16 protein-coding genes and 1 pseudogene are annotated in these 20,980 nt (G+C 60.9%); 1 reads left to right on the top strand and 16 read right to left on the bottom strand.

Annotation, left to right across the window (positions count from 1 at the left end):
• Positions 1-11 precede the first annotated feature (11 nt).
• From ccoO to EJ066_RS14140, 3 genes are all read right to left on the bottom strand, one after another.
• Positions 12-743 (bottom strand): cytochrome-c oxidase, cbb3-type subunit II, encoded by a 732-nt coding sequence (gene ccoO / locus EJ066_RS14150; RefSeq protein WP_091595781.1) that lies wholly within the window; start codon positions 741-743, stop codon positions 12-14.
• Entirely contained in the window at positions 743-2,362 is a 1,620-nt protein-coding gene (ccoN, locus tag EJ066_RS14145; RefSeq protein ID WP_091595783.1) for a cytochrome-c oxidase, cbb3-type subunit I, read from the bottom strand. The genes ccoO and ccoN overlap by 1 nt, the downstream gene beginning before the upstream one ends.
• Before the next feature lie 499 nt (positions 2,363-2,861).
• Positions 2,862-3,605 (bottom strand): Crp/Fnr family transcriptional regulator, encoded by a 744-nt coding sequence (locus tag EJ066_RS14140; RefSeq protein WP_091595785.1) that lies wholly within the window; start codon positions 3,603-3,605, stop codon positions 2,862-2,864.
• Between the two features lie 151 nt (positions 3,606-3,756).
• Between EJ066_RS14140 and hemN the strand changes: the two genes are divergently transcribed.
• Entirely contained in the window at positions 3,757-5,106 is a 1,350-nt protein-coding gene (hemN, locus tag EJ066_RS14135) for an oxygen-independent coproporphyrinogen III oxidase (protein ID WP_091595897.1), read from the top strand.
• Between the two features lie 236 nt (positions 5,107-5,342).
• On the opposite strand, the gene EJ066_RS14130 is transcribed toward hemN, so the two are convergent.
• From EJ066_RS14130 to EJ066_RS14070, 13 genes and pseudogenes are all read right to left on the bottom strand, one after another.
• On the bottom strand, positions 5,343-5,585 hold the full coding sequence (locus EJ066_RS14130) for a DUF2274 domain-containing protein (protein WP_029354949.1): 243 nt from the start codon (positions 5,583-5,585) through the stop codon (positions 5,343-5,345).
• Positions 5,586-5,597: 12 nt separating this feature from the next.
• On the bottom strand, positions 5,598-6,812 hold the full coding sequence (locus EJ066_RS14125) for a TrbI/VirB10 family protein (protein ID WP_091595787.1): 1,215 nt from the start codon (positions 6,810-6,812) through the stop codon (positions 5,598-5,600).
• Positions 6,813-6,823: 11 nt separating this feature from the next.
• A complete protein-coding gene (trbG, locus tag EJ066_RS14120) occupies positions 6,824-7,837 on the bottom strand; it encodes a P-type conjugative transfer protein TrbG (protein WP_164746653.1) in 1,014 nt (337 codons plus the stop codon).
• Positions 7,838-7,948: 111 nt separating this feature from the next.
• Positions 7,949-8,569, bottom strand: a pseudogene (trbF, locus tag EJ066_RS14115) (conjugal transfer protein TrbF); the annotation flags it as partial.
• On the bottom strand, positions 8,570-9,892 hold the full coding sequence (trbL, locus tag EJ066_RS14110; protein ID WP_091595791.1) for a P-type conjugative transfer protein TrbL: 1,323 nt from the start codon (positions 9,890-9,892) through the stop codon (positions 8,570-8,572).
• A gap of 33 nt (positions 9,893-9,925) precedes the next feature.
• Positions 9,926-10,651 (bottom strand): P-type conjugative transfer protein TrbJ, encoded by a 726-nt coding sequence (gene trbJ, locus EJ066_RS14105; protein ID WP_091595793.1) that lies wholly within the window; start codon positions 10,649-10,651, stop codon positions 9,926-9,928.
• The gene (trbE, locus tag EJ066_RS14100; RefSeq protein WP_029354937.1) at positions 10,648-13,098 is read right to left on the bottom strand and encodes a conjugal transfer protein TrbE; all 2,451 of its coding nucleotides are present in this window, start codon (positions 13,096-13,098) and stop codon (positions 10,648-10,650) included. Before trbE ends, trbJ begins: the two co-directional genes overlap by 4 nt.
• Positions 13,092-13,364 carry a VirB3 family type IV secretion system protein gene (locus EJ066_RS14095; protein ID WP_024502852.1) on the bottom strand — a complete coding sequence of 91 codons (273 nt, stop codon included), beginning with the start codon at positions 13,362-13,364 and terminating at the stop codon, positions 13,092-13,094. Before EJ066_RS14095 ends, trbE begins: the two co-directional genes overlap by 7 nt.
• Entirely contained in the window at positions 13,364-13,672 is a 309-nt protein-coding gene (locus EJ066_RS14090) for a TrbC/VirB2 family protein (RefSeq protein WP_024502851.1), read from the bottom strand. The genes EJ066_RS14095 and EJ066_RS14090 overlap by 1 nt, the downstream gene beginning before the upstream one ends.
• A gap of 12 nt (positions 13,673-13,684) precedes the next feature.
• Entirely contained in the window at positions 13,685-14,653 is a 969-nt protein-coding gene (gene trbB / locus EJ066_RS14085; RefSeq protein WP_091595797.1) for a P-type conjugative transfer ATPase TrbB, read from the bottom strand.
• Entirely contained in the window at positions 14,650-15,063 is a 414-nt protein-coding gene (locus EJ066_RS14080; protein WP_029354930.1) for a CopG family transcriptional regulator, read from the bottom strand. The genes trbB and EJ066_RS14080 overlap by 4 nt, the downstream gene beginning before the upstream one ends.
• Positions 15,064-15,179: 116 nt before the next feature.
• Positions 15,180-17,210, bottom strand: coding sequence for a conjugal transfer protein TraG (locus tag EJ066_RS14075; protein ID WP_126038548.1), 2,031 nt, complete (start codon positions 17,208-17,210; stop codon positions 15,180-15,182).
• A 218-nt stretch (positions 17,211-17,428) separates the two neighbouring features.
• On the bottom strand, positions 17,429-20,893 hold the full coding sequence (locus tag EJ066_RS14070) for a Ulp1 family isopeptidase (protein ID WP_245455153.1): 3,465 nt from the start codon (positions 20,891-20,893) through the stop codon (positions 17,429-17,431).
• Positions 20,894-20,980 lie beyond the last annotated feature (87 nt).

The following is a 20,980-nucleotide window of genomic DNA, read 5'->3' as shown; positions in this document are numbered from 1 at the left end:
CAGCGTTCTCCTCAGCGGTAGCCGGCGGCTTCGTCGTAATTTTTGAAGTCGACCAGTGTGCCAAGCATCTGCAGGTAGGCGAGCAGGGCATCCATTTCGGTGACCTGTTGCGGGTTGCCGTCGAAGTCGCCGATCTTGACTTTGGGGTAACGCGCCTCAAGGCCTGATGTGTCGGCATTGGGATCGGCCTGCGCCGCCAGATCCGCATTGGCGTGCGCGATCATGTCATCGGTGTAAGGGACGGCTACACGCCTGTTGGCGACCAGATGCGTCGAGAAATCCTTCACGTCGATCGGCGTGTCTTTCAGGAACCCATAGCTCGGCATGATCGATTCCGGCACCACCGAGCGCGGGTCGGTAAGATGCGCGACATGCCATGCATTCGAGTAGCGGTCGCCAACTCTGGCGAGATCCGGCCCGGTGCGCTTCGATCCCCACTGGAAGGGGTGATCGTACATGGACTCGGCAGCCAGGCTGTAGTGGCCATAGCGCTCAACTTCGTCGCGGAACGGCCTGATCATCTGGCTATGGCAGAGAAAGCAGCCCTCGCGCATATAGATGTTGCGCCCGACAAGTTCGAGCGGCGAATAGGGGCGCATGCCTTCCACCTTCTCGATCGTATTGTCGAGATAGAAGAGAGGCGCTATCTCGACGATACCGCCGACCGTCACCACGAGCAGCGAGCCAACGAGAAGAAGCGTGGCGTTCTTCTCGATGATTGCGTGTTTGTCCATCAAGCCCATTACCTGGCTCCTGATCGCGCAGGTCGGATGGCGACGGGGCTCGGCATCGGCTCCTCCTCGCGCTGGTGGCCGAGGATGGTCATGGTGATGTTCCAGGCCATGATAAGGGCGCCGGAGAGGTACATGGCCCCACCGATGGCGCGCATGACGTAGTATGGGTGCATGGCAGCGACGGTTTCGGCGAAGGAATAGACCAGGAAGCCCTGCTGGTCGTATTCACGCCACATCAGGCCCTGCATGATGCCTGACACCCACATGACCGAGGCGTAGACGACGATCCCGAGTGTCGCCAGCCAGAAGTGCCAAGTGACGAGCCGCAGCGAGTAGAGCCGGTGACGGTTCCAGAGCTTCGGCACCATGTAGTAGATTGCGCCGAACGAGATCATGCCAACCCAGCCGAGCGCGCCCGAATGGACGTGGCCGATGGTCCAGTCGGTATAATGCGACAGCGAATTGACCGCCCTGATCGCCATGATCGGGCCTTCGAAGGTCGACATGCCATAGAAGGCGACGGCCATCACCATCATGCGGATGATCGGATCGGTGCGCAGCTTGTCCCAGGCGCCGGACAGCGTCATCAGGCCGTTGATCATGCCGCCCCAGGACGGCATCCACAGCATGATCGAGAACGCCATGCCGAGCGTCTGCGCCCAATCTGGCAAGGCGGTGTAGTGCAGGTGATGCGGGCCAGCCCAGATGTAGAGAAAGATGATCGCCCAGAAATGGACGATCGACAGCCGGTACGAATAGACTGGCCGGTTCGCCTGCTTGGGCACGAAATAATACATCATGCCAAGGAAGCCGGCGGTGAGAAAGAAGCCGACCGCGTTGTGGCCGTACCACCATTGGGTCAGCGCGTCCTGGACCCCGGAAAAGGCGGAGTAGCTCTTGGAGCCCAGGAACGAGACTGGCATCGACAGGTTGTTGACCACATGCAGCATCGCGATGGTCACGATGAACGACAGGTAGAACCAGTTGGCGACGTAGATATGCGGTTCCTTGCGCTTCAGGATCGTGCCAAGGAACAGAATGAGGTAGGCGACCCAGACGATGGTCAGCCAGACATCCACATACCATTCGGGTTCGGCGTACTCGCGGCCCTCGGTGATGCCGAGCAGATAGCCGGTCGCGGCCATGACGATGAACAGCTGGTAGCCCCAGAAGACGAACCAGGCGAGATCACCGCCGAAGAGGCGGGCGCGGCAGGTGCGCTGCACGACATACAGAGACGTGCAAAGCAGCGCGTTGCCACCGAAGGCGAAGACGACACCGGATGTATGCAGCGGCCGCAAACGGCCGAAATTGAACCAGGGCTGGATGTTGAGATCGGGATAGGCGAGCTGAAGCGCGATCACCACGCCGACCAGCATCCCGACGACACCCCAGAACACGGTGGCGATCGCGCCGTAGCGGATCGGACCATCCATGTAAGCGGATGGGTCAATCGGAGCTGCTGGCTTGAACTCCGTGTTGCGCAACAGGATCGCAGTGAAACCAGCCACTGCGAAGAACAACACCCACATATGTCGGCGGAAAGGTTCATCCACGCCGAAGCCGGCGGCCACCAGGGCCGCAAAAGCGAACACGCTTAGAAGGACGATCTCTGTGCCGAATTTCATTGCAGATCCCGATCTCGAATCTGGTGGATGCCAAATCCGCAGCGCACTAATTGCGCAGCCGCCGCCCCCTCGCCCTGATCTATGTCAGGCCGCACGATTTTGTGTCGGCGGCGCAATCAGCAGGTGGCGAATGAACGAGGAACGCAGCGCGGGCTCACCCCCTCATGGAAGGCGTTCCCTGGGTTGGGCGGGCGCAGACGCGATCGATTGAGGCGAAAGCTGAGGCTCTGCGACGCGTTGGATGCTATTGCCGATGCCCTGCCAAACGTTGTTCGGATCCCATTGGAAACGAACGCGATCGTTCGGCCGAGCCGTGGCAGCTTAAGGACCGTGCTTCGCCGGTATGTGCCGAAACACACCTGGCGATTGGTCGTCGTCCCTATCAAAGCCCGAAAGCTGTCTGTCTCGACCGTGACGCCGCTTCTTCGAAGGCGCGGCGACATCGCATTAGAAGGCAAGCACGGCCCGCCCCGGAGCCATGCGACATGGGCCTCGCCGCTTAGGGCCGCTCGCGTCCGCCGCCACAGCGCTTCTCCAGACGGCTTATGCTGTCCACCGTCACATGGCGTGCGTTCTCAATCCGAATCACCCCGTCAGCCCGCAATCGCGTCAGTTGGCGGCTCACGGTTTCGTTGGTAATTCCAAGGAAATCAGAGATTTCGGCACGCGTCAGCGGCAGATCGAAGGACGCTGACCTGGAAGCCGCGTCGAGACTGGAATCGATATTCCGGGCCATCATGAGGAGAAAACTCGCCACCTTTTCCGGAGCTGTCTTGCGCCCCAGCGTCACCATCCACTCGCGCGCCTCATCGAGTTCATTCAGCGTCTGTTTGAGCAGGCGATGCTCGAATTCCCGTGACGCCTTCATCATCCGTTCGACGGCCGCTCGCGGAAACGAGCACAGCGTGACTGCTGTTGCCGCTTCCGCATTGATCGAGCTTTCCACCTTGAAAGGACGTCCCAGAAAATTCGGTGCAAACTGGAGACCGACGATCTGCTGGCGCCCATCCGACAGGCTCTTTGATAGCTTTACCACGCCTGAAAGCACGTTCGAGTAGCTGTCGACGTTCTGTGCCTCGCCGGTCAACTCCATTCCTGACTCGATCCGGCGACGCGAGCAAGTCTTGGCGAGCCCAACCAAATTGTCTGGATCGAGCGCACCGCAGACACCGCGACGCCGTGCCTCGCAAGGGAGGCAAAGAACAGGAATGCCGGAAGTATGAATGTCTTGCCGAAAGGTCATGCGTTCGCTTTACCCGATCCTAACTGCCGGCAGGATACCCATCCAGGGTAGAGAAGTCCTGCGGCGGTTTGTCCATGCGCGCGGCTGATCGAGATCAGGGTCTGCTTCAGCGATGCGTGCAGTGTTCGGCGGGCAACACGGTGAACGCGAGATGCAATCGGAAATAGCTGTCAAACTCAGCGAGAACGTCCCACGCTACACAAGCTATCCGACGGCGCCGCATTTCCATTCCGGGGTCGATGCTGCCATTTACCGTGGCTGGTTGGAGGCGCTGGAAAGTGGCGACGAAATCTCGCTGTATTTGCACATTCCTTACTGCGACAAGCTCTGCTGGTTCTGCGCCTGTCACACCAAGCAGACGCACCAATATGAGCCGGTGGCCGCTTATCTGCGCTCGCTGAATGCCGAAATCGTCACGATTGCCGGTCTGGTGAGCGGCAAGGCACATGTCCGTGCAATCCACTTCGGTGGCGGTTCGCCAACGATGCTGAGGCCCGATGACATGGTTGCTCTTGGAGCGGCCTTGCGGGACAGCTTCGACCTTCTCCCGGATGCTACGGTCAGCATCGAAATCGGAACCAACGACATGGACAAGGCGCGCCTTGATGCGCTTGCTCAAATCGGCGTAACGCGGGCGAGCCTCGGCGTGCAGGATTTCGATCCGCAAGTGCAAAAAGCAATTAATCGTGAGCAAAGTTTTTTGCAGACCAAGGCAGTCGTCGACGGGGTTCGTTCGCGGGGCGTTGAATCGGTCAATCTGGACCTGCTCTACGGGCTCCCGAATCAGACACGCGAGACGATCTGTTCCACGGTGGCGCAGGCACTGACCTTGGAACCAGACCGGATGGCTCTGTTCGGCTACGCACATGTGCCCTGGTTCAAGAAGCATCAGACGATGATCGACGAGGCATGGCTGCCGAGTCCCACCGAGCGTTTCGCCCAATCTCAACTCGCGGCGCGGGCAATTGTCGCCAAGGGATATGAGGCAATAGGACTCGATCATTTCGCGAAGCCCGACGATGCGCTGGCCATAGCGGCCCGCGCAGGGGTTTTGCATCGCAATTTTCAGGGCTACACCGAGGATCGCTGCCCGACACTGATCGGACTTGGCCCTTCGTCCATCGGTCGTTTTCGCCAAGGCTACGTGCAGAACATGGCTTCGACTGCCGGGTACGGGCGCATGGTTGCGGATGGCGGGTTGGCTGCCGTCCGGGGCGTTGCCCTTTCCGACGACGATCGCGTCCGTGGCTGGATAATCGAGCGGCTGATGTGTGATTTTGCCTTCTCGGCAGTCGATCTGGTGGAGCGGTTCGGCAAAGCCGGCGAGAAGCTCCTTCATCGCTCGAGGTCCATCGCCCTCCACGATCCTGCCCGAGCGCTTGAATTCGATGGCGACAGTTTCGTCGTACGGGCTGAAAGTCGCCCCTTCGTTCGAACCATCGCGGCCAAGTTCGATACATATTTCAAAGGGGGAACGGCGAGGCACTCGGTGGCGGTCTGAGCAAAGCACAGTGCGCTCGCCGTTTGGTCGATCGCGAACCAGCTGCGTTTCATTTTGACCGCTCATAGGCGACTACCGCATCCAATCGAAAATGCAAACTTAGGCTGTTGCGCGGTATTTCCTTCCACATCCTCTCTTACGCATACCTGCATTCCAAGGTGTTTGATCCTATGCTTCGCGAGGAGCAGGTAGGCCGCGACAGCTAGGCAATGTTCCAGCTGCCTCTAGCGGAGGAGTCACGATTTTTCGGCAAGCTCCGTCGGCAGACCTTCTTTTCGGGCCTTGGCAAAGGCTCGGTCGCCTTCCAGAAACGCCGCCAGCATGAAAGGGATGAGTTCTGCCACGGTTTCAGACTGACGATAGGTCTGACGGTAAAGTGCAGCATACTCCTTGAGTGTTTGGCCCAGCTCCGCGCTGACGGTAATGGTGATCTTCGAAGCTGTTCGGTCTGGAAGCTTTCCAAGTTTCAGGTCAGCCATGGTAACTCCTGCTCAACTCGCGTATGGCCGCAGCACGATGTCCTTGTGCACGATGACGCGCAGTGGCCAACCTGGGCGGACGATGATGGTGGGCTGGATATTGAGGTTTTTTTCGGTGATGCGCTGGCCGGCTCGACTGGCGTTCTGCTGGGCTGATTCCCGGATCGCCTTGACCAGATCGCTCTCGTTTTCGCCGAGGCTGAATTCCGTGCCGACACCGAGCAATGTGGCAAGCGCCACCCCCTTGATCAGCTGCCAGGTGTGGAAATCGACTTTGTCTTCCAGCCCTGCGTAGCCGGCGGTGTCGCTCGCGGGCAGATTGTCGATTTCGACCGACGAGCCGTCGGGCAGCAGAATGCGCTGCCAGACCAGCAGCGCTCGCTTTTGCCCGAACGCGACGACGCTGTCGTAGACGCCGATAAGACGTGAGCCCTGCGGAATCAGCAATATGTTGCCCGTGACCGTGTCGTGCACATTCTCGGTGACTTGCGCGACGACAAGGCCCGGCAAATCGGAATTGATGCCGGTGATCAGGCTGGCGGCAATCACGCTGCCAGCCATCAGTTGATACGGCGAGATCGGCGTCTGCAGCGCATGCGGATTGTAGATCCCGCCAGTGCTCCGCTGGCTGAGGAAATCAAGCTTTCGCTGCTGATTGTTCTGGTCGCCTTCCGCCGGCGCCACCGAGGCTGACGCGCGTGCTGCTTCGGATTGGGGAAGTGCCTCAAATGGATGCTGAGCAGTTTGCACGCTCTCACCGACATCTGTCTGTTGAGCTCGATTTTCGACACGGAAAAGCACCTGCGATTCACGCGCTTCGATCGCCTGCTGCGCTAGACGCTGCTCCTCGGCCGAGATGTCTTGACCCGGCACGATGCCGAGCTGGCGCTGCCGCTCGAGGATGGGGCGACCGAGGTCGCCCGGCAAAGGTGGCCCAAGGACGGGAGGCTTCGGCTTCATGCCGGAATAGTCATGGGGAAGCGTATCGAGTCCCTCGACGGTTGGTTTGCGCTCAGTGCTGTAGGGATCTTCCGCCTGATCCCTGATGCGAAGGGCCGGCCCCTGGAGCGCCATCATGGCAACGCCGAACACAGCGCCGGATCCGAGCGCTGCGATCGCGATGATCACACCGCGCCTGAACCGCACCACGCGGCGGGGAGAGGCCCGAAGCTGCAGTTCCTCGGGATCCAGTTTCGGCGGGATGCCAGAGCGGGAATTTTCGATCATGAGCCCTCACCTCACCGGCTGGAACGCGAAAAGAGCGAGATCCGCCGTAGCGGTTGCCTGTCGTCAATCCTGCTGATGCGGATCACCTGCTGCTGCTTGGTGCCGAGGCGAAGTTCGGCCGCGGCGAAGAGCCGATCGACGATGTAATAGTTGCCGCGCACGCGATAGTTGACGAGCTCGCTGCTCCCATCTGCGCCGACGATGAAGAGTGGTGGCGCCTCGCCCTGATCTATGCGACGAGGGAACTCAATATAGACCTTGCTGCCGTCGTCGAAGGCTCGCGTCGGTCTCCAGGGCGGTGTGTCGCCACTGATCGAGTAGCGAAAGCGAAGGTTTTCGAGCGCGATATTCGACGCGACCGGTGTAACTGCCTCGGCTTGAGCATTGCGCTGGCGAAGCGCGATGATCTGGTCTTGGCTGTAGGTCCAGGAGATTGCCGCCATTGCTGTCTTCTCGGTGCTTTGAAGCTGCAAATGATAGGTCCGCCGGTCCGTCGTAATGACGACATTGGTGGCAAGACCCGGCGCGAAGGGTTTCACCAGAACATGGGTGCGCTGATTGTCACCGGTGCCGCTTGCGGTATCGCCTATGACCCAGCGCACGGTGTCGCCAGCCGACACGGCGGTTAGTTTCTCGCCCGGCTGCAGAGCGATGTCGGTCACGCGCTCCGGCGCGGCATAGAGCTGATAAAGCGCGCCATCGGTGAAGGGGTAGACTTGCACGGCATTAACATACCCGTACTTGGTGGGTTGCTGGGTCGCGGCTTTGTTGGCATCAGCGACGCGTTCTTCAGGGGGGCGCTTGTCCTCGGCCTTGCCGGACTCGGGCTGCAATTGGCCAGGCAGCGGCAGTGGTTTTGGCACCTCGACAATTCTAATCGGCCTCTCCGGCGCCTTCTCGATCGCGGCCGGTTTGAAGTCAGCAGCGTCATAGGAAATCTCAGGCGGCGGCACCTTCTTCGATGCACAAGCGGAAACGACCGCTGCCGACACCGATAGGATCAGCACGGCACGAATCGGTGACATTTTATCTTTCATTGGTGGACTCCGTCGGAGAAAGGGGGGTGGGACGGCGCTGTCGAGCTCGCGTGACCAGTCAATGGCGTTGATGAAGACGCCGAGCGGATTCTTGCGCAGCTGATCCGTATTGCTTGGCGAGCGGATCACGATCGTGAGGATCGCAGTCCAGCGCATCGTGCTGGCAAGGCTTCCGCGCTCAAACACCTGCTCGGTCCATTTGACCTGGAATGAACTTTCGGAGGCCCTGACCACGCTGGTGACCTGTACCGAGACACTGCGCGTTCCGATCTGACCGAAGGGGTCGTTCGCCTTGGCGTATTCGTTGAGGAAGAGCGCTGCGCGATCGCTAGCAAAGTCGTAAGCTGCGAACCAGTTCTGCCGTACCAAAACCGGATCGGTGGAAACGGAACGGACATTCTGGATGAAGCGGCCGAGATGCCAGGCGATCTGAGCATCCGAGGGCTCATAATTCCGGATTGCCGGCGCGACGGCGCGCGTCTCGCCGAAGCCATCGACCTCGACGACGTAAGGCACGACACGGCTTTGCATCGACTGCCATACGAGTCCGCCGGAAAGTCCGGTCGCCAAGGCCAGGCACCCAAGGGCCATGAGCCGCCAGTTCCTGGCCTGCAGTCGAGATGAGCCGATGCGCTCGTCCCACAGCTGGGCGGCTTTTTGATACGGCGTGACCGGTTCGGGTGTTTTGCCGTAACGGTGCACGGGTCGCTTGAAGAGCATCTAGTCATCCTTGTCGTTGAGAGAGGGGTTGGCGCTGCCTCCCGGCCGGTCTCCGTCTCGGACAGCTTGCATGGCAGCGTGGCGATGTGCACGGGCGGTCTGTTCAGAACGTAGGCGCCTTGCCCACGTCGGCGCCGAAACAGTGGCCGAACCGGCAGAGCGCTCGGTCATTGACGCGGTCGGCGTGCCGCCGGTCGCGGTCCACGCGGCATCGCGCCCGGCATCGGCGTTGCGCCCAACACTTGCAGTGGCGGATCGCGCTACGCGTATAGCGGCGCCGCCAGCGGCACTGGTTACACCATGCATTCCAGCAGCCACACCGGAGAGGCCAACGTCGGGCGAGGTTGCGCGCCCGATCTGCCAGGACGTGGAAGCAGCCGATCCCATTGTTGTGCCGGCGCGGATGGCGGCGAGACCGCCGCTGGTTGCCATACGCGCGCCAGAAAATGCCGTGCCTCCAGCAACGAGTGATACACCCGCTGCCGCCGCGGTCGTGCCGAGGGCGGCGCCCGCGCCAAGCTGCGGTGCGCCTGAGACAAGACCCGACGCGATCCCCGGCCCAAAAATGCCAAGGCCAAGCAGTGCCAGTGCGCCCAGTACCTGGGACATGGCAGCGGCCAGATCCGGCTCCTTGCCTTGCAATGCGGAAGCGAACTCCCCGAAGAGCGTGGAGCCGATGCCGACAATGACGGCGAGCACCATCACCTTGATGCCTGACGAGATAACATGGCCGAGCACGCGTTCGGCCAGGAACGCTGAACGGTTCCAAAGTGCGAATGGAACCAAAACAAAACCTGCCAGCGTGGTGAGCTTGAACTCAAGGATAGTGATGAAAAGCTGGATGGAAAGGATGAAGAAGGCGATGATGACCAGGAACCAGGCCATCAGCAGCACGAAGATGGTCAGTGCGTTGCCGAAGATTTCCGGGAAGCCCAGGAGCTGACTGGCTTGGTCAAGCATTGGCCAAGCACCTTCGAAACCGGTCGCGGCAATGCGGCCCGGGCGCAGGAGATTGTCTGCCGACAGATTGCCGGCCGACGCATTAATCCCGAGACCGGCAAAAGAACGATAAATGATATCGGCGAGGTTCTTGAAATTGTTCAGGATGAAGGCGAAGACGCCAACATAGAGCACCTTGCGGACAAGCCGGCCGAGAACGCTGGTCTCCTCGCCGAGCGCCCACGCCAGGCCGGCAAGTGTGATGTCAATGCCGATCAGAATGGTAGTGAGGAAGGCGACGTCGCCCGAGAGCAGACCGAACCCGCTGTCGATGTAGCGGATGAAGGTCTCCATGAAGCGATCGATGACGCCAAGGTCGTTCATGCCGCTGCCTTCCTCGTCGTGATGAACTCGTGATTAATTGCCGGGATAAGCCGAGCCGGTACCCAAGAATCGCTTCGTCATCTCGCGGGCGGCTTCCTCTGACTGGGCCTTGCGGGCGGCATCCTCGGCCTCAGCTCGAAACTGCGTTGCGAGCAGCGTCTGGATCTGCATCTGCTGCTTTGTCGAAAGCGCTATCAGCTGGTTGGTGGCCTGGCTTGCCTGAAGCGCACCGGCCGCCCCTTGGCTGCGGTTGACGAGATCGGCGAGCAGATCGCCGTCGGCGCGGACGTTCTCGACGATTTGCGACTGGACCCCCATGGTCTGGCGGAACGCCTGCATGGCGCTTTGCCAACGCTCGCGCGCAGCACTCGCCACATCGCTGACCTTGATCGTGGCGTCGTAGCTTTCCGGATATTGGCTGCGCCACTGGTCTTGAAGCTTGCCCAGATCAAAGCTGAGGCCACTCGCCTGGTCCATCAAGCCGTCGATGCGATGGAGCGAACCGGTGAGTTGGCCAACGGAAGAGAAATCCAGACGCTGAAGATTGCGCGCCATGTTCTGCAGCATGGTCGCCTGATTCTGCAGCGACTGGATCTGGTTGTTGATCTGCTCCAGGGCGCGCGCGGCCGTCAGCACGTTCTGCGCATAATTGGACGGATCGAACACGATAAGGGCGTAGGCGGGCTGCACATAGTCGGCCATAGGCTTGGCGATCAGGGAAACGGTGATCAGGCCGGAGAGAAGGCGTCGCCGCATCATGCTAATTGCTCCTTGTCTGGTTGAGGGAATTGCTTGAGAAGTTCGCCGGCCCAATCGAGGCCGCGCGCGATCAGGAACTGCGAGGCAAAGCTGCCTTGCCCGTCTTCGGACAGGATCCTGTCGATCAGAGTCTGCGTGGCCGGATCGGAAGCACCGCAAAGCGCAAGAGCGATGGGGCCAAGCCCGAGCTCGAACAGACGGTTGCCGCGGCGCGATTGCAGATAATACTGACGCTTCGGCGTGGCGCGGGCGATCAATTCGATCTGCCGCTCGCTTAAACCGAAGCGTTCGTAGGCTGTGCGCGCCTGGGGTTCCACGGCACGATCATTGGGAAGGAAAATGCGCTGCGGGCAGCTTTCGATGATTGCCGGCGCTATGGCAGAGCCCGCGATATCAGCCAGCGACTGCGTAGCGAAGACAACCGACACGTTCTTCTTTCGCAGCACCTTCAGCCATTCGCGGATGCGGGCGGCGAACAGCGGATTGTCGAGATAGACCCACGCCTCGTCGAGCATGATCAGCGTGGGCCGTCCGTCGAACCGTTCCTCAAGTCGCTGGAACAGATAGGTAAGCACCGGCAGCAAAGCGCCTTGGCTGTGCATCAGCTCCTCGGTCTCGAAACACTGCACATCCGACAAGGCCAGCCCATCATGATCGGCATCGAGCAGGCGGCCGAAGGGACCGTCGAGCGTGTAGGGCATCAATGCGGACTTCAGCGCATTGGATTGAAGCAGGACCGAAAGGCCGGTCAGTGTGCGTTCCTGCGCCGGCGCGGTGGCAAGGCTGGCCAGCGCTGACCAGATAGCCTCCTTCACCTCCGGCGTGACGGTGACGTTCTCGTGGGCAATAAGGCTGGCGATCCATTCGGCCGCCCAGCTTCGGCTAGCCTGGTCGTTGATGCTGCGCAGTGGCTGAAAGGCAAGGGAACCGTCCGCTCCTAGCGCGTGGTGTTCTCCACCCATGGCAAGTGTTGCAGCACGGGCCGAATTGCCTTTGTCGAAGACATAAACCTGGGCGCCGGCATAGCGCCTGAACTGCAGAGCAATCAGAGCAAGCAGAACCGACTTGCCGGCGCCGGTCGGACCAACAGCCAGCATGTGGCCGACATCTTCGACGTGGGTGGAAAGCCGAAACGGTGTCGACCCGCTGGTCTCGGCAACGAGAAGCGGTGGCGCTTCGGTTTGGGTGACTTTCGCGAGATACTCGTTTGTCGCAGGACCGGCCCAAACCGACGACAGCGGCATGAGATGGGCAAGGTTCAAAGTATGAACGAGCGGTTGGCGAACGTTAGCGTAGACATGGCCAGGCAATGAGCCGAGCCAAGCCTCGACCGCATTGACGCCTTCTCGGATCGTGGTGAAACCGATCCCATTGATGATGCGCTCGACCGCGCGAAGCTTCTCTGCAGCGGCTTGGCGATCCTCGCCCCACACCGTCACGGTCGTGGTGAGATAGCCGAAGCTCACATGATCGCCGCCCAATGCCTGAAGGGCTTCGTCGGCATCGAGCGCCTTGTTGTCGGCATCGCTGTCGACAAGCGGGACCGGCTCGTTGGTAATGACCTCGCGTAGGATTGCCACGATCGATTTGCGCTTGGCAAACCACTGCCGGCGCAACCGCGTCAGCGTCTTCGTGGCTTCCGTTTTCTCGAGCGGAATGAAGCGCGTCATCCAGCGATAGGCGAAATCCTGATGATTGAGGGCATCGAGAATCCCGGGCCGGGTGAGGTTCGGAAAGCCGAGGATGGTCAGTGTGCGAAGATGCTGCTCACCCAGCATCGGCTCCAGGCCACCGGCAAGCGGCGCATCGACCAGGATGGCATCCAGATATATCGGCGTTTCCGGGACCATGATAGGATGGCGTCGAGGCGAAATCGTGCCGTGGAGATAGGTCAACGTCTGAGCATCATCGAGGACGCGTACTTCGGGCATGAAGCCCGAGAAGAGATCGAGCACGCGGTTGGTCTCGTCACGGAACCTCGCCAGATCCTGGCGCCAGTCTCTTTCTCCTTGGGAATAATGAGAGTCGACGAGCGCGCTTTCCGCGCGCGCCTGGGCGTCGGGCGGTGGCATAAACACTAAGGTCACATGATAGCGGCTCTCGTAGTGCGCTACCTTCCCCTCGAAAGCAGCGCGGCGTTCTTCGTCGACCAGCCACGACGCGGCGTCAGGAAAATGCGAGTTCGGATAGCCCAGCGCTTCTATGCGCTCGGCCTCAAAGAACAATGCCCAGCCAGAGCCAAGGCGTCTGAGAGCATTGTTCGCCCGGCCGCAAATGCCGACGAGTTCAGCCTCCGTCGCACTTTCGAGATCCGGGCCGCGGAACCGCAACGTCCGCTGAAAGCTGCCGTCCTTGTTGAGCACGATGCCGGGCGCCACCAAGGCAGCCCAGGGTAGATGGTCGGCAAGCCGGTCGGCTTTGCTTCGATATTCCGAAAGGTTCAGCATGCAAGCCACCCCTTCAGACGAAGGTGGCGCACAAGCACGCTGGCGAAGTCCGGATCGCGTCTTGCGGCAAAGACCGCTAACGAGTGGCCCGCGATCCAAAGCACCAGACCAGCAATCCATTGCTGCAAGCCGAAGCCAATGGCCGCGGCCACTGTACCGTTGAGGATCGCCACCGCGCGCGGAGCCCCGCCGAGCAGGATCGGCTCGGTCAGCGCCCGGTGGACCGGTACTGCGAAGCCCTCGATATGCTGCTCCCCGGCGGCCATCAGACGAGCGCCCCACCACCGAAGGAGAAGAAGGAGAGGAAGAAGCTCGATGCCGCGAAGGCGATCGACAGACCGAAGACGATCTGAATCAGGCGCCGAAAACCACCGGCGGTGTCGCCGAAGGCAAGCGTCAGGCCGGTGGTGATAATGATGATCACCGCAACGATCTTGGCGACCGGTCCCTGCACCGACTCCAGGATCTGCTGCAGCGGCTGCTCCCACGGCATGCCGGAGCCGGCCGCATAAACGGGGGCCGTGATAAGAAACGCGAGCGCTGTGGACGAAAGAAAGCGAAGCTTCTTGCGCATGAGGAAGGCCTTTCAAAGCTGCTGGAGTTGCGAAAGCGTGAGCGGGGCAACGGCGTAATCGCCGCTGCCGTCGAGACCGGTGACCTCGGCGATTGCGTCGATGTGGCGCGACGAGCCGCGGCCGGCGATGAAGACGAGCAGGTCGACGGCATCGGCGATGAGGCGGCGGGGAACGGTGACGACTGCTTCCTGTGCGAGCTGCTCGATACGGTAGAGTGCGGAGCGCGCCGAATTGGCGTGAACCGTGGCGATGCCGCCGGGGTGCCCGGTGTTCCATGCCTTCAGCATGTCGAGTGCTTCCGCACCTCTTACTTCGCCGACGATGATGCGGTCGGGCCTGAGCCGCAGCGTTGAGCGCACGAGATCGGCAAGGGTGACCGAGCCCCGCCTCGTTCTCAGGGCAACGCAGTCCCTGGCCGCGCACTGCAGTTCGCGCGTGTCCTCGATGAGGATCACCCGCTCGTCGCATTCTGCGACCTCCGCCAGCAGCGCATTGGCAAGGGTTGTCTTGCCCGAAGACGTGCCGCCGGCGACCAGGATGTTGCGCCGCTCGCGGACTGCCCTCTTGAGCACATCGACCTGCAGCGGCAGCATGATCCGGTCCGCGACATAGTCGGCCAGCGTGTAGAGCTTTGCCGCTGGTTTACGGATGGCAAAGCATGGCGCGAGCACGACCGGCGGCAGCAGACCCTCGAAGCGCTCGCCCGACGGCAGTTCGGCACTGACAATCGGATTGTCCGCGTGCGCCTCGACCCGCACATGGGAGGCGACCAGGCGGATGATGCGTTCCGCCTCGGACGGGTGCAGATGCACGCCCGTATTGACTCGGCCCTCGCCCAGCCGGTCGAGCCGCAGCGCACCGTCGGGATTGACCATCACCTCGATGACGGACGGATCGGCAAGGGCTTCGGTGATTGCCGGACCCAGGGCGGTGCGCAGCATGACACGCCGCCGGTGGTCGGCCTCGGGATGAGAGCTCATCCTTCCCCTCCCCCACCATTGTCTTTGCTAAGCGACCTTTTGCCGGAAGCGATCTGGCGGCCGACCTGCTCAACGAATTTGTCAAAACGCTCCTGGGCAATCGCCTGGGTCGCCCTGTCCGGCACAGGCGTGTGGGCATGAAGCGTGATCGAAAAGCGGATGAAGAGCGCCAGACTCTCCAGGATCACCTCGGCATCGCGCCTGACGTGGGCAAGGTCGCGGGAGAGCCGGTCAAGCCTTACGCCGTAGCGCCGATCGAACTCGTTCTCGCCACGCCGCTCGATGAACGCCTCGACCGCCTTCGCCACGATCGCTGATTTGGTCGTTGACGGATCGCGACTGAGGTTGTCCAGTTTCTCGCTGAGCTCCGGCTCAAGCAGAAACTGATGGCGAATGCGGTGGGGCTTCATGCGGCTCGTTCCGACGGCCCGGCGTTGCGCCGGCGACGGGAGAAGGATCGGCCAGACGCTCAAAATTGCTTATGGCCGTTATCTACGCTGAGATGCGCTCTGCAACTCAGCGGACTTCAGAAGCCGGGAATGACATCCTTGTCGTCGCCCCTGCCCTCGTTGATACCGTAGGCGCGGGCCGCAGTGGAAATCCGATCCATGACACGCTTGTCCGCGAGCGCTTCGCTGTCATCGTCTGCGGGCTTCAACAGATCGGCCTGATCGGGCTCTTGAGAGACAACAACGTCTTCTACGGGCAGGCTTGGATGGCGTTGCTGCTGAACGCCTCCCTCGTCTTCAACTGGCGCGTCGGCGCTTTCGTCGTCCGCAGCAAGTCGGCTATCGACGCTGCACACTTGTCCAGTCCAGCCGTCCGGGCGTGATGCAGGGCAGTCCGCATAGGGACCGTCGCGCAGCACCGGCGCAGGCAGCACCCGGTCTGTGAAATTCTGATCCTGATAATAGCGCAGCTTCTTGGCGCGGATCGGCGGCAACCCAGAAACCAGGACCAATTCGTCTGACGGCGGCAATTGCATCACCTCGCCTGGCGTCAGGAGCGGGCGCGCGGTTTCCTGGCGGCTCACCATGACATGCGAAAGCCAGGGCGCAAGCCGATGGCCCGCATAGTTGCGCATCGACCTAAGTTCGGTTGCGGTGCCGAGGGCATCCGAGATGCGCTTGGCCGTGCGTTCGTCATTGGAGGAAAAGGCAATTCGCACGTGGCAATTGTCGAGAATAGCATTGTTCTCGCCATAGGCCTTTGAAACCTGGTTCAAAGATTGTGCGATCAGATAGGAGCGAATGCCATAACCTGCCATGAAGGCGAGCGCCGTCTCGAAGAAGTCGAGGCGACCGAGCGCCGGAAACTCGTCCAGCATCATGAGCAGTTGATGCTTACGGCTCTTCTTCGGGTCCCCCTCCAGGCGCTCCGTCAACCGCCTGCCGATCTGGTTCAAGATCAGTCGCACCAAAGGCTTGGTGCGCGAGATATCCGAAGGCGGCACGACCAGATAGAGCGACAGCGGTCGCTCTCCATCCACTAGGTCAGCGATGCGCCAGTCGCAGGACGAAGTGGCCGTCGCGACCGTTGGATCACGATAAAGCCCGAGAAAGGACATGGCGGTCGAGAGGACGCCTGAGCGCTCGTTCTCCGACTTGTTCAGGAGTTCGCGAGCCGCCGAGGCCACTACGGGATGGACCTGAGGGTTATGCCCCGTCCCGAGATGGTTTGTCGTCGTCATCCGCTGTAGCGTTGCGGCAAACGAGCGTTGCGGGTCCGACAGGAAGGTGGCGACGCGGGCCAGCGTCTTTTCCTCTTCAGCGTAGAGCACGTGCAAAATGGCGCCAACTAGGAGTGAATGGCTGGTCTTCTCCCAGTGGTTCCGTCGCTCCAGCGCGCCCTCGGGATCGACGAGGATGTCGGCGATGTTTTGAACGTCTCGGATCTCATCTGGGCCTTTGCGTACCTCCAGCAGCGGGTTGTAGCGTGCCGATCTCGGGTCGGTCGGATTGAACAGAAGGCAGTACGAGAATTTCGACCGCCAGCCGGAGGTCAACTGCCAATTTTCGCCTTTTATATCATGAATGATGGCAGACCCGGTCCAGGAAAGTAGCGTTGGAACAACCAGCCCCACGCCCTTGCCCGAACGCGTCGGCGCAAATGCCATGACGTGCTCCGGGCCGTCATGGCGCAGATAGCGATCGTTCAGCCTACCGAGGAAAACGCCCGCCGGCCGTAACAACCCTGCCGTCTCGACCTCATGAGTCGTGGCCCACCGTGAAGACCCATAGGTCGTAACCGACCCGCGCTGTCGCGCGCGCAAAAGCGAGCCAGCGATTGCGGCGGCACAGCCCAGGAATCCGCTGGCGCCTGCAAGCGTACCGGCTTTGTCGAAGACCTCCGGCGCATAAGCATCGAAGTGGAACCACCATTCAAACAGCTTCCACGGCTTGTAGATTGGCCAGCCGGCGAAGAGAAACCATGGTGCGCCGAGAGGCGTCTGGTAGGTCAGCATTTGAGCGCACCATTGGGTTGCCGTCCATACGCCGATAATGACAATTGCGCACACAACGGCGATCTGCCCGATCAGTAGCTTCGTAGGTGTCATCGGCTTGGCCCGCTGAACAACGCGACCTAGCATCGCGCGGCGCAGCCGGGACAGGAATGTTCCTCACATACGATTTGGGAGCAATGAACGACTTCCTACGTATCAGGTCGGTCAGCACGCGTGTTGCGCCTTCACGCGACACCATCCGCCACTCCATCCTTTCCATTCACCCTGAGGCCCGGCGCCGCCGACAGTTGCGTGACCGCTCCTCCGCAAAGTTATCTTCTGCGTTCAGGGAGCCACGGCGCCTGGGCTGGCTGATGAACACCGTCCGCTCGCGCATGTGGGGTCGAATTGATTTGTGCCCAAGTGGAGGCAGGCTCGTCTTCCAACAGTTGCCGCAGTTCCCCTGGCTCGAACGCCATCATCGGTGGGGAAGCGGGTTCATCCTCCAACAGTTGCCGCAGTTCCCCTGGCTCGAACGCCATCATCGGTGGGGAAGCGGGTTCATCCTCCAACAGCTGCCGCAGTTCCCCTGGCTGGAACGCCATCATTGGTGGGGAGGCAGGCTCGTCCTCCAACAGTTGCCGCAGTTCCCCTGGCTCGAACGCCATCATTGGTGGGGAGGCAGGTTCGTCCTCCAACAGTTGCCGCAGTTCCCCTGGCTCGAACGCCATCATTGGTGGGGAGGCAGGCTCGTCTTCCAACAGTTGCCGCAGTTCCCCTGGCTCGAATGCCATCATCGGTGGGGAGGCGGGTTCATCCTCCAGCAGCTGCCGCGGCTCTTCCTCGTGCGGCAAGCGCCTCCTTAGCCGGTCTTGCAGCGCCTGCCGATCGGCAACGAGGTTGTCGAGGGGCAGCGGCTCGTGGTCTGGCCGCTGCCCTTTCACCAATCGTTCAACCAGCGCCCACGTGCCCTCCAGGACAAATACGCCGCAATCATAATGGTTCGTCTGTCTGGCCATGGGGGCTGGCGCCAAGGTGGCATTCAGCAGTCCTGCGAGCTGTTTTGCAGGCACGTCGTTATATCCCTCTCGCTGGAGGGAGTCGTAGTGATAGGCGAACCGCCTTTCCGGGTCGCGGCGATCAACGAGCAGCAGCGACCAATGGGTGCCGGGGCTAGTAGCCGTGCCATTATTCACTGGCAAGAACAGGAAGTCGGCTGTGGCGTTGTTTTGATTATAGATGGACTGCAATATGCCTCGAGCGTCTTGCGGCGACGTGTGTCGCAGTAGATGGGATACGGAAGGATCCACCAGCCGAGTCCGGGCAGCGAGCGCCGGATTGATCCCCTGCAGTTGCCCCTCCAGCAAATTGTAATCTCTCTGGATATGGGCGTCGCTCAGCCATTCGGCGGCGCCGAGCACCCGCCCCGTTGCAACGTTGGACGGGGCTGTCGGATCGAGCGACCCGATCTGAGCCCCAGAGGAACTGGTAGTCAGTGTGGTCACATCAACCAGTGGAAGGCCGCGGTAGGTGCCTGGCAGCCTAGCGGTTGCTGGCGAGGCGGGTTGGGGAGCTCTTGCCGGTGCCGCTGGCCCAGCTTCAGCAGCGGCCCCAACGCGCCTGGTGACTGCGTCTGCCGGATGAGCAGAAAGGACAGTTTCGCGCCCGAGCACAATGCGCGGCAGGATATCCCGGAGGTGAGCCAATGCAGAACTGATACTTAGCCTATTACCATAGGAGACAGCCTTGAAGCTCTCAACATCTTTATCCAGCGATTTGTCGTGAATCCGAGCCGCAATCCCAAGCTTGTTATTTTGACGCAGGTACTGACTAAAATGTCTAAGAAAATTTGTATAGCCGCCCACGGTATCTGGATTCCGTCCGGTCGCAGGCGCTGCCAGGTACTCCTTGGTCGAAGCGGCTCTGTAATTTCTAATGAGCTCGGCATCGTCAGGATAGGGGATCACGACAGGGCGAGCCATAATCTGGGCTCCGCCTGTCGACTTCTTGAGGTAACGCAGTGCGCCAGCCACGGTGGAGGAACCACCCGTACTCTCGTACTCCTTGAGATCCTGATCCAGCGACGAATGGTAAAGCCGAGCAGCAAACCCTGGCTTGTTGTTTTGAAGGAGCCACCGACTAAAGCCGAAAAGAGAATTTACATTGTAAGTGACCGTGTTCGCTTTGGCCTTACCCGCGTGGAATGCTGCCCTCAGCCCTTCGATAGCGGTCGCATCGTTGGAATAGACAGGACGCTTGTCGGCACCGTCGGGGACTACAATTGGACGATCCGGCTGCACTGTCGAGGGCATCGACCCACCACCTCCGGGATGCGGTGCTGGGGTGGATTCGTGCTCATCCCTCTGCCTGACGAGCTGCGCCTCACATTCCGGTGTAGCCACCTTATGAGGATCCTGCATCGGTTCGATCCCCTCCATCTCCTGCTGCAACCAAGCCAAAGCTTGGCGAGCGGCCTGCGCGGCTTCATCAACCGCGGAGGATGTCTCCACACCTCTGGCGGACGCCGGCAGAGCCTGCTCCGCCCGCCGTCGAAAGAGCTCTGGCGAGGCGGATTTCTCCGCCCACAATCTGGGCTGCGTAGCGAGTCCCCGTCCAGATTTATGTGGCACCGCCTCGCTTGGCAGCGGGCTGCTCCTGTCCCGTGCAGCTACCAGCTCCTCCGGGGCGCCCTGGTCGCCGTGGCGCCAGTTCAAGTGAGGGACGGCCTCTCCAAAGTCGGGCGCTTGGTGTTGGTGCGCGGTTGGGGCGAGAGACAATGGTAGATCGGTGCCCTCCTTATAACCTACCGGCAGGAGCTCCTCTGGCCAATCGAATCCCTGCTGTGGTGCGGTATGCTGAGCAGCGTCGCCACGGGGACGAGCCTCCATGCTGACCGCGTTTTCCAGATGATTCCCGAGTATAACGCGCGGCGGGTTCTTGCGGAGATAAACCAGCGCAGATTCGATCGGAGCTCCACCATTAGAGGAGGCGGCCTTGTAGCTCTCAACATCTTTATCCAGCGATTTATCGTAAATGCGACCCGCAATTCCGAGCTTGTCATTTTGACGTAGGTAATGACTGAAATGGTTAAGAGCAGTTGCGTAGCCGCTCGCGGATCTGAAATGTCTGGTGAGCGCGGCGTCGTCAGGATGGGGGTTCAGGACAGCGCGACCCACAATCGGGCCGGCTCCGCCCATCGACTTCATCAATTGACGCAGTGCGCCAGCCACGGTGGAGGAACCACCCCTACTCTCGTACTCCTCGAGATCCTGGCTCAGCGACGGATGGTAAAGCCGAGCAGCAAGCCCTGGCTTGTTGTTTTGAAAGAGCCAACGACTAAAGCCGAAAAGAGAATTTGTGCTGCGAGTGACCGTGTCCGGCCTGGCTTTACCCGCAAGGAGTGCTGACTTCAGCCCTTCGATGGCGGTGGCATCGTTGGAATAAACAGGACGCTTGTCGGCACCGTCGGGGACCACAATTGGACGATCCGGCTGCACTGTCGAGGGCATCGACCCGTCGAGATGCGGTGCTGGGGTGTATTCGTGCTCGTCCCCCTGCATCACAAGTTGCGCCTCCCGTTCCGATGTACCCACCTGATGGGTGGGGAGTTGCATCATCACGCGAGCGCCTGAGTTGCCAACCTCACCTGGTTGCCGCTCAGTGACAGCATGCTGCAGATTGCTTTGGATCCTCTGCCTCTTCGTTGGTCTCAACTCACCTTTACCATGCGAGCCATTGACGAGGACCTCCTCGCCTGGCGCACCCATCAACTCGTCCGCCGCCTGCAGTTCGCCCAAGTGCTGCTCAAAACCGGCTTGGCCGGCCTGTCCGCTTGCTCGTGCGGTACGGCGTGCTGCACCTGCAGCCAAGCTGCCACGATGAAT

It is taken from the genome of Mesorhizobium sp. M9A.F.Ca.ET.002.03.1.2 (assembly GCF_003952365.1).
Lineage (GTDB): Bacteria > Pseudomonadota > Alphaproteobacteria > Rhizobiales > Rhizobiaceae > Mesorhizobium.
The sequence above is the reverse complement of the archived record's forward strand: the minus strand, read 5'-3'. Positions and strand labels throughout refer to the sequence as shown.

What these genes read in the sequence shown, in the direction of transcription:
- ccoO (WP_091595781.1), bottom strand. Translation starts at nt 743, where the DNA reads ATGGGCTTGATGGACAAACACGCAATCATCGAGAAGAACGCCACGCTT.
- ccoN (WP_091595783.1), bottom strand. Translation starts at nt 2,362, where the DNA reads ATGAAATTCGGCACAGAGATCGTCCTTCTAAGCGTGTTCGCTTTTGCG.
- EJ066_RS14140 (WP_091595785.1), bottom strand. Translation starts at nt 3,605, where the DNA reads ATGACCTTTCGGCAAGACATTCATACTTCCGGCATTCCTGTTCTTTGC.
- hemN (WP_091595897.1), top strand. Translation starts at nt 3,757, where the DNA reads ATGCAATCGGAAATAGCTGTCAAACTCAGCGAGAACGTCCCACGCTAC.
- EJ066_RS14130 (WP_029354949.1), bottom strand. Translation starts at nt 5,585, where the DNA reads ATGGCTGACCTGAAACTTGGAAAGCTTCCAGACCGAACAGCTTCGAAG.
- EJ066_RS14125 (WP_091595787.1), bottom strand. Translation starts at nt 6,812, where the DNA reads ATGATCGAAAATTCCCGCTCTGGCATCCCGCCGAAACTGGATCCCGAG.
- trbG (WP_164746653.1), bottom strand. Translation starts at nt 7,837, where the DNA reads ATGTCACCGATTCGTGCCGTGCTGATCCTATCGGTGTCGGCAGCGGTC.
- trbL (WP_091595791.1), bottom strand. Translation starts at nt 9,892, where the DNA reads ATGAACGACCTTGGCGTCATCGATCGCTTCATGGAGACCTTCATCCGC.
- trbJ (WP_091595793.1), bottom strand. Translation starts at nt 10,651, where the DNA reads ATGATGCGGCGACGCCTTCTCTCCGGCCTGATCACCGTTTCCCTGATC.
- trbE (WP_029354937.1), bottom strand. Translation starts at nt 13,098, where the DNA reads ATGCTGAACCTTTCGGAATATCGAAGCAAAGCCGACCGGCTTGCCGAC.
- EJ066_RS14095 (WP_024502852.1), bottom strand. Translation starts at nt 13,364, where the DNA reads ATGGCCGCCGGGGAGCAGCATATCGAGGGCTTCGCAGTACCGGTCCAC.
- EJ066_RS14090 (WP_024502851.1), bottom strand. Translation starts at nt 13,672, where the DNA reads ATGCGCAAGAAGCTTCGCTTTCTTTCGTCCACAGCGCTCGCGTTTCTT.
- trbB (WP_091595797.1), bottom strand. Translation starts at nt 14,653, where the DNA reads ATGAGCTCTCATCCCGAGGCCGACCACCGGCGGCGTGTCATGCTGCGC.
- EJ066_RS14080 (WP_029354930.1), bottom strand. Translation starts at nt 15,063, where the DNA reads ATGAAGCCCCACCGCATTCGCCATCAGTTTCTGCTTGAGCCGGAGCTC.
- EJ066_RS14075 (WP_126038548.1), bottom strand. Translation starts at nt 17,210, where the DNA reads ATGACACCTACGAAGCTACTGATCGGGCAGATCGCCGTTGTGTGCGCA.